Annotated in this window: 11 protein-coding genes; 5 read left to right on the forward strand and 6 right to left on the reverse strand. The window is 65.6% G+C overall.

The window, feature by feature from the left end:
• Window positions 1–134: 134 nt before the first annotated feature.
• From HQ354_RS21520 to HQ354_RS21530, 3 genes are read right to left on the reverse strand one after another with little or no spacing between them, the layout of a single operon-like run.
• A complete protein-coding gene (locus HQ354_RS21520) occupies window positions 135–1,376 on the reverse strand; it encodes an acyl-CoA dehydrogenase family protein (RefSeq protein WP_068426149.1) in 1,242 nt (413 codons plus the stop codon).
• A gap of 40 nt (window positions 1,377–1,416) precedes the next feature.
• Window positions 1,417–2,469 carry a phosphotransferase family protein gene (locus HQ354_RS21525; protein ID WP_222635566.1) on the reverse strand — a complete coding sequence of 351 codons (1,053 nt, stop codon included), beginning with the start codon at window positions 2,467–2,469 and terminating at the stop codon, window positions 1,417–1,419.
• A 3-nt stretch (window positions 2,470–2,472) separates the two neighbouring features.
• Entirely contained in the window at window positions 2,473–4,095 is a 1,623-nt protein-coding gene (locus HQ354_RS21530; protein ID WP_261769001.1) for an AMP-binding protein, read from the reverse strand.
• 289 nt (window positions 4,096–4,384) lie between these two features.
• Between HQ354_RS21530 and HQ354_RS21535 the strand changes: the two genes are divergently transcribed.
• Window positions 4,385–5,689, forward strand: a complete 1,305-nt coding sequence (locus HQ354_RS21535; RefSeq protein ID WP_222635564.1) for an MFS transporter — start codon at window positions 4,385–4,387, stop codon at window positions 5,687–5,689.
• Between the two features lie 27 nt (window positions 5,690–5,716).
• Here HQ354_RS21535 and HQ354_RS21540 read toward each other — a convergent pair whose 3' ends face one another.
• Window positions 5,717–7,177, reverse strand: a complete 1,461-nt coding sequence (locus tag HQ354_RS21540) for an MDR family MFS transporter (RefSeq protein ID WP_068425180.1) — start codon at window positions 7,175–7,177, stop codon at window positions 5,717–5,719.
• 122 nt (window positions 7,178–7,299) lie between these two features.
• Here HQ354_RS21540 and HQ354_RS21545 point away from each other — a divergent pair, with 122 nt between their 5' ends.
• Window positions 7,300–7,917, forward strand: a complete 618-nt coding sequence (locus HQ354_RS21545) for a TetR/AcrR family transcriptional regulator (RefSeq protein WP_068426146.1) — start codon at window positions 7,300–7,302, stop codon at window positions 7,915–7,917.
• Window positions 7,918–7,975: 58 nt separating this feature from the next.
• Here the strand turns inward: HQ354_RS21545 and HQ354_RS21550 are convergent, their stop codons facing one another.
• Window positions 7,976–8,920 carry an NAD(P)-dependent oxidoreductase gene (locus HQ354_RS21550; protein ID WP_068425177.1) on the reverse strand — a complete coding sequence of 315 codons (945 nt, stop codon included), beginning with the start codon at window positions 8,918–8,920 and terminating at the stop codon, window positions 7,976–7,978.
• Complete coding sequence (locus HQ354_RS21555) at window positions 8,920–10,005, reverse strand: tartrate dehydrogenase (protein WP_222635563.1); 1,086 nt, start codon at window positions 10,003–10,005, stop codon at window positions 8,920–8,922. The genes HQ354_RS21550 and HQ354_RS21555 overlap by 1 nt, the downstream gene beginning before the upstream one ends.
• A 117-nt stretch (window positions 10,006–10,122) precedes the next feature.
• On the opposite strand from HQ354_RS21555, the gene HQ354_RS21560 reads away from it, so the two are divergent.
• The 3 genes from HQ354_RS21560 (at window position 10,123) to HQ354_RS21570 (ending at window position 13,250) form a co-directional block, all read left to right on the forward strand.
• On the forward strand, window positions 10,123–11,022 hold the full coding sequence (locus tag HQ354_RS21560; RefSeq protein WP_308115267.1) for a LysR family transcriptional regulator: 900 nt from the start codon (window positions 10,123–10,125) through the stop codon (window positions 11,020–11,022).
• A gap of 8 nt (window positions 11,023–11,030) precedes the next feature.
• Window positions 11,031–11,582, forward strand: a complete 552-nt coding sequence (locus HQ354_RS21565; RefSeq protein WP_068426143.1) for a TetR/AcrR family transcriptional regulator — start codon at window positions 11,031–11,033, stop codon at window positions 11,580–11,582.
• Window positions 11,583–11,648: 66 nt separating this feature from the next.
• Entirely contained in the window at window positions 11,649–13,250 is a 1,602-nt protein-coding gene (locus tag HQ354_RS21570) for a GMC oxidoreductase (RefSeq protein ID WP_222635562.1), read from the forward strand.
• Window positions 13,251–13,254 lie beyond the last annotated feature (4 nt).

Consider the following 13,254-nt stretch of genomic DNA (forward strand, 5'->3'; position numbering starts at 1 on the left):
TCCCCAGAACGGCTCGCCGAGGTCGAGGACCTACTCAACAACCGTCCCCGTAGGACCCTCGGATGGGATACTCCTCTGAAGGCATACGACAAGACGCTCGTTGCGATGACCGCTTGAGACCGCCGTATAGCCCGCTATACATTCGCGCGCACGTGCGCCTTGCGCAATTCCGCCTTCGCGATGGTCCGCAGATGCACCTCGTCCGGCCCGTCGAAGATGCGCATGGCCCGGTGCCACCCGTACATCGCGGCGAGCGGCACGTCGTCGCTGACACCCGCACCGCCGTGGACCTGAATGGCACGGTCGATGACTTCGAGCGCGACACGCGGCACGGACACCTTCGCCGCCGAAACATACGGCGCCGCAGCCTTGTTGCCGTGTACGTCGGTGATCTTCGACGCGTACTGGCACAGCAACCGGGCCTGATCGATCGCGATGCGCGACTCCGCGATCTGCTGCTGCACGACGCCCTGTTCGGCGAGAGGTTTGCCGAACGCAATGCGGTCCTGTGCCCGCGCCGTCATCAGCCCGAGTGCACGTTCGGCGGCACCGAGTGCACGCATGCAGTGGTGAATACGTCCGGGGCCGAGACGGGCCTGCGCGATCGCGAACCCCGCGCCCTCCTCGCCGAGGATGTTGCTCACCGGGACGCGCACGTTGTCGTAGACGATTTCGCAGTGCCCGTGCTGATCGTGCCTGCCGAACACCGGAACATCCCGTACGACGGTCACACCCGGGGTGTCGACGGGCACCAGCACCATCGACTGCTGTCGATGCGTCGCCGCGTCGGGATCGGTCTTGCCCATCACGATGAGCAGTTCGCACCGCGGATCCGACGCCCCACTCGTCCACCATTTGCGCCCGTCGATGACGTACTCGTCGCCGTCGCGTCGGATGCGGGTCTGGATGTTGGTGGCGTCGGAACTCGCGACCTCGACCTCGGTCATCGAGAACGCGGATCGAATCACGCCGTCCTTCAACGGTTCCAGCCATCGCGCCTGCTGTTCCTCGGTGCCGAACATGTGCAGCAACTCCATGTTGCCCGTGTCCGGCGCCTGCCCGTTGGTTGCTTCGGGTGCGAGATGCAAGCTCCAGCCGGTGATCTCGGCGAGACCCGCGTAATCGAGCTGACTGATACGGGAATACGCGGGGAGGAACAGATTCCACAGCCCGCGCGAGCGTGCTTCCTTCTTGAGCTCTTCGACGACGGGAGGCAGTGAGCTGTCACCGGGGTCGGCCGACGCTCGGTACTTCTCGTACTCGTGCTCCGCGGGGAAGACGTGGGTGTGCATGAAGTCGACGAGCGTCTCGCGAAGCTCCAGCGCCCTGGCCGACGGCCGAAGATCGAGCGAAGCGACGTCGATCGAAGCGGGCATTGCGACGGTGTTCACGGTGTGTGTCAAGAGATGCGTCCTTCTACGAGTTAAGCTCGGGAACCGAAGAGGCAGAGGCGCGTTCGAGAGCGCGGCCCAGTAGCGGGCCGACCATCTCGCCGACCGTCGAGAAGTCCTCACCCTCGGTGTGCCCCTGCTGGTGACGCGCGTGAATGCCTTCGAGAATCACGGCGACCTTGAAGTCGGCGAACACGAGATACCAGTCGATGTCGGGCACGTCGATGCCCCGCGCGGCGATGTACCGGCGCACCACCTCGTCGCGCGTCGGGAATCCGGGGAGTGCGGTCGCGCCCGCGGTGATGGGATTTAAGAACTCGCCTTCCTGATCCCAGAACGAGCACAGAATGCCGAGGTCGGTCAGTGTGTCTCCGAGAGTGGACATCTCCCAGTCGAGCACCCCGAGGATCTTCGTCGGGTCGGACCGATCGACCATCATGTTGTCGATCTTGAAGTCTCCGTGCACGATTCCCGGAAAGCTCTTCTGCGGCAGCGCCGCGGTGAGCCTGCGATGAATCTCCGCGACTTCCGGTCGCTCGGACGTCGCCGACGCGTCCCACTGTCGCATCCACCGGCGCAACTGGCGTTCGAGAAAGCCGTCGGGATTACCCCAATCGGACAGGCCGACGTCCGCCGGATCGAGGGAATGCAGCGCGACGAGCGTGTCGATCATCGAGTCGGTGATTCCGGTGCGCTGCTGCTCCGTCAGCTCTTCGGTGTCCGATTGCGTGCGTAGCGTGATGCCGTCGAGTTTGTCCATGACGTAGAACGATGCGCCGATGACGCTCGAATCCTCGCACAGGCCAACAGTTCTGGGGACAGGAACCGTGCTGTCGCGCAGCGACGACATCGCTCGGTACTCACGCCCCATGTCGTGCGCCGTCGGGAGCACGTGTCCCTGGGGTGGGCGACGCAGAATCCACTGCCGGGTGCCGTCGCCGATCTCGTACGTCGGGTTCGAGCGACCCCCCGCGATGAGGCGTGTCGTGAGATCGCCGATCGGTCCGGTCTCGTTGTCCACCAGCCATTGTCGAACTCCGGCGACGTCGAGGTCGTCCGTCGTGGTCGCTGCCGTCATCGTTCACTGCCTCCCGGCGTCTGCGGTACGAAGTTCGCGACGGAGCAGCTTTCCGCTCGTCGTCTTGGGTAGTTCGTCGAGAATCACGACGTCGCGCGGGTACTTGTAGGCCGCCATACGCGTCTTGCAGAAGTCGACGAGTTCGGCGGGGGTCACCGTCGCATCGCGCGTCAGAGACACGAACGCCTTCACGGTTTCTCCTCGATACTCGTCGGGCACACCGATGACCGACGCTTCCCGGACTGCCGGATGCTGGTACAGCACGTCCTCGACGTCGCGCGGAAAGACCTTGTAGCCACCGGCATTGATCATGTCCTTGAGACGGTCGACGACGAACAGCCACCCGTCTTCGGTCATCTTGCCGATGTCACCGGTGTGCAGCCAGCCGTCGCGAATCGCATGCGCCGATTCTTCGGGCAGTTGCCAGTATCCCGGCACCACCATGGGGCCCGACACGATGATCTCGCCGGTCTCACCGGGAGCGACGTCGTGGCCGTCGGTGATGTCGACGATGCGCACCCGCGCATTCGGTACCGGCACACCGACCGACAACGCGCCGCTGTCCGGATCGACCGGTGGATCGATGTCGACAGGGCCGAGATGTGTGGGCGAGGTGGTCTCGGTCATGCCGTACGCGCCGCGCAGCACCCAACCCGTTGCGGCACGGACGCGTTCGAGCAACGCGGGTCCGACGGGGGCGCCACCGGACGGCGTCTTCGTCAGCGACGTCAGGTCGTACTTCTCGCGCGACGGGTGATTGCACAACGCGATGAACGCCGTACTCGCACCGATCATGAAAGTGCCCCGCCACGTGTCGATGGCTCGCAGCGTCTCTTCGGCGTCGAAGCGATGCAGCAACACGATCGGTGCGCCGCTCAGGATGTGGATGCCGAAGCCCGCGACGAGACCGGTGATGTGGAAAACCGGTGCGACGCCGATGATCACGTCCTGGTCTGCGCGCAGGTCCCACCACGACGTGTAGACCGTCGAGTTGTGGACGAGCGCACTCTGCAGGTTCATCGCTCCCTTGGAGCGGCCGGTCGTACCGGACGTGTAGGTCAGGACGCCGATGTCGGATGCCGAACAAGGTGCCGAAACGGGTTGGGAGCCTGCGTGTTCGGCCAGCAACGTATGCCAGTCCACAGTGTCTTCGAATGTGCGACGCTCCCCGATGTGCGACGCGATCGACGCGGGCACCTCGGCCGTCGGCGTCATGTCGAGCGGATGCGTCGTGACGACGATCGCCAGGTCCGTCGTGTCGCGCATCGGGGCGACGACGTCGTCGTACAGGCTGTCGAGGCAGACGAGCGCACGCGCACCCGAGTCGAGCAGATGGTGTGTCAGTTCCTTCTCGCGCAGCATCGGATTGATCGCGACGGGTACCGCGCCCGCCTTCCAGGCGGCGAGCAGCGCGACGAGCCATTGCGGATCGTTCTGCAGATAGATCGCGACGCGGTCGCCCGGCACGAGACCGTGCGACGTCAGTCCCGATGCCAGGGCATCCGCGGCGGCGTCAATCTCGGCGAAGCTGAGCGTCGACCCGAAGTAGTGCACCGCAGGCGCGCCCGGCCTCGTCGCGACGTGGGCGTCCCAGGCATCGCGCATCGTCGAGAACTCCAGGTCCATACCGGCGCGGACGGCGTCGGGGTAGAGCGCCGTCCAGGGCGCGTCGATCTGCTTCACGTTGGTCCACCTCATCGGGCTCGAACTGTCACTGCAGTCGGTGCACGGCACTCGATCCCCACCATAGTCGTGATCCGAACGATCGTTTGTCAACTGTTCGGCGCTGGAGTGCAGATGTGCGGAAACAACCACTACAGGTGCCGCATGCAGATGTTCAGTCATTGACAAACGATTGTTCGACATTCAGTATCAGCATGACGTAGGTCACATTCTTCGCGAGGAGCCGAACCCTATGACCGCACCAGACATCACGTCCGCCCCACCGGCGAAGCCGTGGACGACCGAGGATCGCAAGAAGACTCGGCGTGCCGCGCTCGCCGGTGGCGTCGGAACGCTCATCGAGTACTACGACTTCAGCCTGTACGGCTACCTGGCCGTCGTCATCGCGCCGCTGTACTTCCCGAGTGAGCACCCCGTGACGTCGCTGCTGTCGGCGCTTGCGGTGTTCGGCACGGCCTACCTCGTGCGCCCGCTCGGCGGCATCGTGTTCGGTCACATCGGCGATCGGTTCGGCCGCAAGCGTGCGCTGATGGCGACCCTCGTCTGCATGGGCGTCGGAAGCACGGCGATGGGTCTGCTGCCCACCCCGGCGCAGATCGGCGTCTGGGCGACGGTTCTGCTCGTGATCGTGCGTCTGCTGCAGGGCTTCTCGGCGGGCGGAGAGGTCGGTGGCTCGGCGACCTTCATCTCCGAGTCGGCGCCGTCGCACCTGAAGGCCACGTACGGCGCCTTCACCCCGATGGGCTCGACGGGCGGCTTCGCCCTGGCTGCTGCCGTAGCCGGCGCTGTGTCCGCGCTGACGACGGACGTGCAGATGGACAGCTGGGGGTGGCGCATCCCGTTCCTGATGGCGCTGCCGCTCACGCTGTTCTGCCTGTGGGTGCGCACCCGCGTCGAGGAGACCCACGAGGTCACCGAGACGAAGCACGAGAAGAGCTCGCCCGTGCGTTCGGTGTTCCTCCGTCAACCGCGCGCCCTGGCCCAGGCCACCGCACTCAGCGCGGCGGTCAACGGCACCGCCTACATCGGCCTGACGTACATGGCCATTCACCTGACCAAGCAGCTCGGCTACGACGCGACGCCCGTGTTCTGGGTGGCGACGACGGCAATCGGCATCGCCGCAGTGGCCATGCCCCTGGCGGGACGTCTCGGTGACCGCATCGGAACGGTCCGTCTGATGGCCATCGGATTCGTCGGGTTCATCGTGCTGACCTATCCGATGATGGGGCTGATGCATCTCGGATTGGTCGTCGCGACACTCGCATTCGTCGTGATCATGCTGAACAGCGCCGCGGCGCAGGTCGGCGCCTACACGATCCTGCCGCAGTTCTTCGACAAGCAGTCGCGGTACACCGGCGTCGCGATGGACTGGAACCTCGGCGTCATCATCGCAGGCGGTACGGCGCCGTTCGTCGCAGTCTGGCTGGTCGAGCAGACGGGCAACATTCTGTCACCGGCGTTCTTCGTGATGACGCTCGCCGTGGTCGGGCTGATCGCCCTGGCGACGGTCCGGGCGCGTCACACGCAGGGGACGTAGCCCACGTGCGCGCGAATGTACAGCCGGCTATACATTCGCGCGCACGGGTGGAGCCGCCGGCCGAACGAAGAACGACGCCGCCACGGCGAGCAAGGACACGACGCCGCCGACCAGGAAGGCGGTGTGGATACCCGCCTCGTTCGCGGCGAGTTCGGCCGTCCCCGACGAGATGCGCGACGTGGTGGTCGTCGTCATCACCGTCACGAACAACGCGGTACCGGCGGCGCCTGCAACCTGCTGAAGCGTGTTGAAGATCGCGCTGCCGTGCGAATAGAGCTGCGGCGGTAGCGAACCCAGCGACGACGTCATCATCGGCGTCATGACGGTCGCGAGCCCGGCGGTCATCAGACAGTGGATTCCGACGACCATCGGCAGCGGGGACTGCGCGTCGAGCAGCGTCATCAGCCACAGAGCCGCGCTGACGACGACGATGCCGGGAATGACGAGCGGCCGCGGACCGATGCGGTCGAACGCGCGTCCGACGAACGGTGCGAGCGCACCCATCAGCAGGCCGCCGGGGAGCAGCATCAAACCGGTGGTCAGCGTGTCGAGACCCCGAATGTTCTGCAGGTACAGCGGCAGCAGGATGAGTGCGCCGAACAGTGCCATCATGCTGATCGCGAGCATGCCGAGGCCGATGCTGAAGGTCGGCGTCGCAAAGGGGCGCAGGTCGAGCAAGGCGCGTCCGGATTCCTGACGCTTGATTTGCCGCAGGACGAACACGACCAGGGCGACGGCACCGACGAGCAGTGGTATCCAGACGGGCACCGACGATTCCTCGGCCGAATGGCCGATGCTGCTGAGGCCGTAGATCAATCCGCCGAACGCGAGTGCCGACAGGACCACCGACACGGCGTCGAACGAGGTCTTGCTGGTCGCGGTCACATTCTTGACCAGAGCCGATCCGACCGCGAACGCGACAAGTGCGATCGGCAGGACGAGCCAGAACATCCAGCGCCAGTCGAGTGCGTCGAGGATGATGCCGGAGATGGTCGGGCCGATGGCAGGCGCAACGGCGATGACGATCGAGATGACGCCCATCATGCGGCCGCGATTCTCGGCGGGCACGAGGTTGAGCACGGTGTTCATCAGCAACGGCAGCATCACCGCGGTGCCGCTCGCCTGCACGACCCGGCCGGCGAGGAGGAGTTCGAAACCGGGTGCCGACGCGGCCAGCAGGGTGCCGACGCTGAACAGGCCCATGGCGGCGACGAATACCTGCCGCAGCGTGAACCGCTGGAACAGGAAGCCCGTCACCGGAATGACGACGGCCATCGTGAGCATGAAGCCGGTGGTCAGCCACTGTGCGGTGCTCGCGGTGATGCTCAGATCCACCATCAGTCGCGGCAGTGCGACGCTCATGATCGTCTCGTTGAGGATCATCACGAACGAGGCGACGACGAGAACGCCGATGAGCAATCTGTTGGCGGACGTGAGTGGCTCAGCGGAGTGCTGACCCGTCGTGGAGTCGATCGCTTGTGTGTCCATCGAGAAATGATCCCTTGCGAAGAGAAGTCGGCATGTACAACGTCCGATAGTCTGAATCAATCTGACAGTGACTGTCAACTTGAAATCGGCTGGTATCTTGGCCCGTGGCGAAGGGAGATGCCATGACCACCGGAACGCCTGACCTCAGAGAACGTCGACGACGGGAGACGCGGCTCGAGATCACCCGCGCCGCTCTCGACCTGTTCGAGCAGAAAGGCGTCGCGGCCACAACGGTCGACGAGATAGCGCGTGCAGCGGGCGTCTCGCCGAGCACCTTCTTCCGCCAGTTCCCGACGAAGGAAGAGTCGATCCTGGGCGGTGACGTCGACATCGAAGCCGACATCGACGACTGGCTGGCGTCCACCGACTCCGCGGACATCGACCTCGCGGGTATGGAAGCGATCTACGAACGCGCCGCGGTGCGACTCGTCGAGGCATCCGACGAGACACGCAGCCGCGTCCTGCGGACCCGTCGACTCATCGTCGGCGACGCGCATCTCCGTGCGACTGCCATCGCGCTCGACGCGACGACGATGTGTCGGCTGACCGATGCCGTGGCGTCGAAACTCGGTGATCGTGAGTCGCTTTCGTACGCTCGACTGCTGGTCGAAGGCGCAGGGATGACTCTGCGCATCGCGTTCGACGACTGGGCGACGCGTGTCGACGCCGGTGAAGACGCCGATCTGGCGGACATCTATCGCGCTACGCGCGCCGAGTTGCGCAGGGTCGTCGCGCGCTAGCGGTCTCGTCGCCGCATGAATGTGGCATTCGAGCTATCCGATCGTATGGACCGCTCGTTCACGCGGTGGGCACCGGAGATAACGGCGCCTCCCCGGCCAGTACCCGCAGGATGTCCTCCGCTGCCGCCCGGCTCGCCGCGACGCGCGCCTGAGCCGTCTGTCCGCCGAGATGCGACATCATGACGACGTTCGGAAGCGACCGCAGAGGACTGTCCTGCGGGAGTGGTTCGACGGCGAACACGTCGAGTCCGGCCGCGGCGATCGTGCCGTCGGCAAGCGCGGCGGCCAGAGCATCCTCGTCCACCAGTGAGCCGCGCGCCGTATTGATCAGCGACGCAGTCGGTTTCATCATCGACAGGGCGCGGCGACCGATCAACCCGACGTTCTGCTTCGTCGCCCTCGGGTGCAGCGACACGAAGTCCGAGACCGCGAGCAGGTCGTCGAGCTCGGCGTACCGCACGACGAGCTCGGGGTCCGGGTAGGCCGTCGTGACGACGACACTCATGCCGAACGCGGCCGCGAGCTCGACCAACCTGCGAGCGCTCGGCCCGAATCCGACGATGCCGAGGGTCGTCCCGCGTAGCTCGTACGTGTCGTGCCGGGGCCATTCGCCCTGTGCGACACCGGCCGTCGTGTCGACTGCGCGGCGCGCGCACATCAGCATCAACATGCAGGCGAGCTCGGCCACGGCGTTCGCGTTGGCGCCGGGGGTGTTGGTGACGACGACTCCGTGCGCGGCGGCTGCGTCGACGTCGACGGCGTCGTATCCGACGCCACTGCGCGCGATGATGGCCAATCGAGGTGCGCCCGAGATCATCTCGTCGGTGATCGTGTCGCCTCCGACGAGCGCCGCATCGGACTCCGCGAGCAGCGACGCCAGCTCACCGTCCGGCCGGGCGCCGACCGCCGAGCTGTGTGTCGTGGTGTGCCCTCGATCGGTGAACATGCGGTCGACGTCGTCACCGGGGGCGAGGTAGTCGGTCGTGATCAGAACATGCGCCATCACGACGCCTGACGAACCAGCTCGTCGCGTACTGCCGCGCCGAGCGACGACGTCGTTCCGGTGCCGCCCATGTCCGGCGTCAACGAGGAACCGCCCTGTGCGAGAACGGTTTCGACGGCCGTCAGAATCGCCTCGCCCGCTTTCACCTCACCGAGATGTTCGAGCATCAGCGAGGCGCTCCAGATCTGCCCGACCGGGTTGGCGACGCCGCGGCCTGCGATGTCCGGTGCCGAACCGTGCACGGGCTCGAACAGGCTGGGGAACTTGCGTTCCGGGTTGATGTTCGCGCTCGGTGCGATACCGATCGTGCCGGTGCACGCAGGACCGAGATCCGACAGGATGTCGCCGAACAGGTTGCTCGCGACGACGACGTCGAACCAGTCGGGGTGCATCACGAAGTTCGCAGCCAGAATGTCGATGTGGTACTTGTCCACGCGAATGTCCTCGTACCCCTTGGCCATTGCCTCGACCCGCTCGTCCCAGTACGGCATCGTGATGGAGATCCCGTTGCTCTTCGTCGCCGACGTCAGGTGTCTGGCGGGCCGCTTCTGCGCAAGATCGAACGCGTACTTCAGGATTCGGTCGACGCCGGTCCGCGTCATGACGGTCTCCTGCATGACGGTTTCGCGGTCGGTGCCCTCGAACATCTTGCCGCCGATGCTCGAGTACTCGCCCTCGGTGTTCTCGCGTACGACGTAGAAGTCGACGTCGCCGGGTGCGCGGCCGGCCAGCGGACTCGTGACACCTGGCATCAGCTTGACGGGCCGAAGATTGACGTACTGATCGAAGTGGCGGCGGAACTGCAGCAGGCTGCCCCACAGCGAGATGTGATCCGGGACGACGTCGGGCCAGCCGACGGCACCGAAGTAGATGGCGTCGAACGCGCTCAGTTGCTCGAACCAGCCGTCGGGCAACATCTGGCCGGTGGCCGTGTAGTAGTCGGCGCTCGCGTAGTCGAACTCCTCGTAGTCGATCGTGAAATCGAATGCCGACGCCGCGGCTTCGAGCACTGCCATGCCTTCGGGTACGACCTCTTTTCCGATTCCGTCGCCCGGGATGACGGCGATGCGGTGTGTGGCGCCCATGAGTGCTCCGTATTCGATCGAGGGTGATCACTGGTATTGCCACCGTATTGCGCAATAAGCTCGAGCGAAAGCCGTGCGACGGCAATACTGCTTTTCCGAATTGGAAAGAAGGCGCCTGTGAGTCAGTTCGACGACCTCGAGTTCTTCGACGTCGTGGCGCGTTCGTCGAGCCTGACGGAGGCCGGACGCGCTCTCGGCATGTCGGTGTCGTCGGTGAGCAAGCGGCTCTCGCAGCTCGAGAGTCGACTCGGAGTCCGCCTCGTGCGACGCAGCACGAGGCGTTCGACGCTGACCCCCGAAGGAGAGCGGTACGCGGCGGGCGTTGCGGTGATCGCCGGCGAACTGGCCGAGCTCGAGGAGTCGGTGAGCGGGCACTACGCCGAATTGCGCGGGCGGCTGCTGATCCAGTCGTCGGTGGGTCTCGGACGGGCGCACATCGCACCGCTGATGGCAGACTTCGTGGCCGAGCATCGCCGCGTCGAGGTCGACATCGAACTGTCGTCGGCGCCGCCGAACCCGTCGGCCGCGCCGTTCGACATCGCGATACGGGTGGGTGCGCTGCAGGATTCCCGGTTGACGGCAAAGCTGTTGTGCCACAACCGACGAGTGGTCGTCGCGTCGCCACGCTATCTCGAGACGCACACGGCTCCACGGGAGATGGGCGATCTGCGCGACCACAACTGCATCGTCCTACGTCAGGACGAAGGTGATTACGCGTTGTGGAGGTTCGGTTTCGGCGCGGGTGAGACGGCGATCCGTGTCGCCGGGAACATGATCAGCAACGACGGAGACATCGCGACGCAGTGGTGCATCGACGGCCGCGGCGTCCTCATGCGATCGATGTGGCATGTGAAACCGATGCTCGACGACGGAACGCTCGTCCAACTCCTGCCCGACGTCCCGACCCCCGCCGCGGACATCCATGCCGTGTATTCCGCTGCCGCACAGGTGCCGCGACGAGTGCAGGCCGCCGTCGACCATCTGCATGCGCACCTGAAGGATCGGCTGCGTACATAATGGTGGCCATGCGGTCACGTCAGAAAATTCTGAACGCCACGTTGCGCTTGATCGAGGAGCACGGGTTCGAAGGCGTCAACGTCGCGGCGGTCGCGTCCGCCGCGGGCGTGTCCAGGCAGACCGTGTACTCCATCTTCGGATCACGCGAAGAAGTGGTGTCCCAGGCCATGGCAGGGGTGGTGCGCGAGGTGCTCGGCGGTATTCGCTCGCACCTCGATACGGTCGATACCGCATTCGACTACGTCGCGGACGTGATCGTCGCCGGAAGAACCGCTGTGCGTACGCATCCCGTGCTGGCGACACTGCTCGTGGCCGAGCGCGGCAACCCCGTGTTCGACGCCGGCATGATGGCGCGCGCGAAACCTGTTGCGCGAGAGTTGTTCGAGCCGATGATCGCGCGCGGCCTGATCGACCGGGCAGGTCTCGACGACGTCGTGGAACTCGTGGTGCGATTGGGGCTGTCGGTCATCTCGTTCGACAGCGACACCGTGCGCACCGACGACGATCTGCGGTCCTTCCTCCGTCGTTGGTTCGAGCCGGCTCTCCGCGCTCTTCCTTGACACTCTTACGTCTACCTGTCTAGTTTGTTCCCCACATGACGATCTGCGGATGTGTGGGGGTACATCTTGACCGGTCCGAACAGGCGTTCCTTTCTCCTCGGTGCCGCGGCCGCGGTGGGCGCGGTTGCCGTCTCCCGGCCGCTGGCTCATGCGGGGCCGAGGGTGCAACGCATCCCGCTGACGCGCGAAGAGCATCGAGTCGTGGTGGTGGGCTCCGGTTTCGGTGGGGGAGTGACGGCCCTGCGGCTGGCCGAGGCGGGCGTTCCGGTGACGATGCTGGAGCGCGGAAGACGTTGGCCCACAGGGCCGAACGCCGACACTTTCCCGCACGCCACCAATCCGGACAAGCGGATACTGTGGCACCGATCGAATCCGCAACTCTTCGGTACTCCGGTAGCCTTCGAGCCGTACGTCGGACTGCTCGAAACGGTCGTCGGCGACAACATGACTGCCGTGTGCGCGGCGGGTCTCGGCGGCGGATCGCTTGTGTACCAGGGCATGACGCTGCAACCGGCGCAACACGTGTTCGACGCCAACTTCCCGGAGGAACTCGACTGGGCGCTGATGAACCGCGTCCACTACCCGCGGGTGGCGCGCATGCTCCAACTCGCCACGGCGCCGGACGAATTGATCGACAGCCCCAATTACGAGGTCACACGCATCTTCGCGCGCAACGCGGCTCGCGAAGGATTTCCGGTGTCGAAGATCCCGATGCCGATCGACTGGAACTACGCGCTGGCCGAGCTGCGGGGTGAGATGGCCCCGTCGTACACCAACGGCGACGGTGCACTCGGCGTCAACAACGGCGGAAAACACTCCGTCGACGTCACGTACATCGCGGCCGCGGAAGCGACGGGGCTCGTGACCGTCGAGACGCTGCACGAGGTTCGCGACGTCGAACGAGCACCCGACGGACGGTGGACCGTGTACGTCGACCGCACCGACGAGACGGGACGGGTGGTGGAGAACAAGATCCTGACCACCGGCGCCCTCGTCATGGCCGCCGGAAGCGCGAACACCACCAGGCTGTTGATGCGCGCGTCCGCTGCCGGACGGATTCCCGACCTGCCGGACGAACTCGGCGCGGGGTGGGGCACCAACGCCGACCGCATCTACGTGTGGGCCGACATCGTCGACGGGTTCGGCCCGGGTCAGGGCGGGCCTGTCGTCTACGGCAGCTTGAACTGGGACTACCCGCACTCTGCCTACACCGTCATCCAGGCATCGTTCCCGCCGGTGACGGTGGGTGCCAACACGATCGACACCCGCAGTACGACGATGGTCGGCTACGGAGTCAGTTCCGGCAGAGGGCGATTCGTCTACGACTCCCGCATCGACGACGCCGTGCTGCAGTGGCCGCGCGAGGGCGACCACGTACTTCAGACGTCGTGCATCGGCCCGGCGACCGCACGGATCGCCGGACCGACGGGCACACTCGTCGACACCAACTCCCTCGTGCCGTCGACATGGCACCCGCTCGGCGGCGCGAACATGGGTTCGGTGTGCGATCTCGAAGGTCGAGTACTCGGTCAGCGGGGGCTGTACGTCCTCGACGGGGCGCTGATGCCGGGAAACTCCGCGGCCTGCAACCCGTCGATGACGATCGCGGCGGTAGCCGAGCGCGCGTTGGACCGACTGGTTGCCGAGGATGTGGGCACCACCATCTGACCCC

This window comes from Rhodococcus sp. BP-261 (genome assembly GCF_019835205.1).
Lineage (GTDB): Bacteria > Actinomycetota > Actinomycetes > Mycobacteriales > Mycobacteriaceae > Rhodococcoides > Rhodococcoides kyotonensis_B.

Bases quoted from the DNA above. Each gene is read 5' to 3' on its own strand.
- HQ354_RS21545 (WP_068426146.1), top strand. From the start codon at position 7,300: ATGACCACCGGAACGCCTGACCTCAGAGAACGTCGACGACGGGAGACG.
- HQ354_RS21530 (WP_261769001.1), bottom strand. From the start codon at position 4,095: ATGGACCTGGAGTTCTCGACGATGCGCGATGCCTGGGACGCCCACGTC.
- HQ354_RS21520 (WP_068426149.1), bottom strand. From the start codon at position 1,376: ATGCCCGCTTCGATCGACGTCGCTTCGCTCGATCTTCGGCCGTCGGCC.
- HQ354_RS21535 (WP_222635564.1), top strand. From the start codon at position 4,385: ATGACCGCACCAGACATCACGTCCGCCCCACCGGCGAAGCCGTGGACG.
- HQ354_RS21555 (WP_222635563.1), bottom strand. From the start codon at position 10,005: ATGGGCGCCACACACCGCATCGCCGTCATCCCGGGCGACGGAATCGGA.
- HQ354_RS21565 (WP_068426143.1), top strand. From the start codon at position 11,031: ATGCGGTCACGTCAGAAAATTCTGAACGCCACGTTGCGCTTGATCGAG.
- HQ354_RS21550 (WP_068425177.1), bottom strand. From the start codon at position 8,920: ATGGCGCATGTTCTGATCACGACCGACTACCTCGCCCCCGGTGACGAC.
- HQ354_RS21525 (WP_222635566.1), bottom strand. From the start codon at position 2,469: ATGACGGCAGCGACCACGACGGACGACCTCGACGTCGCCGGAGTTCGA.
- HQ354_RS21540 (WP_068425180.1), bottom strand. From the start codon at position 7,177: ATGGACACACAAGCGATCGACTCCACGACGGGTCAGCACTCCGCTGAG.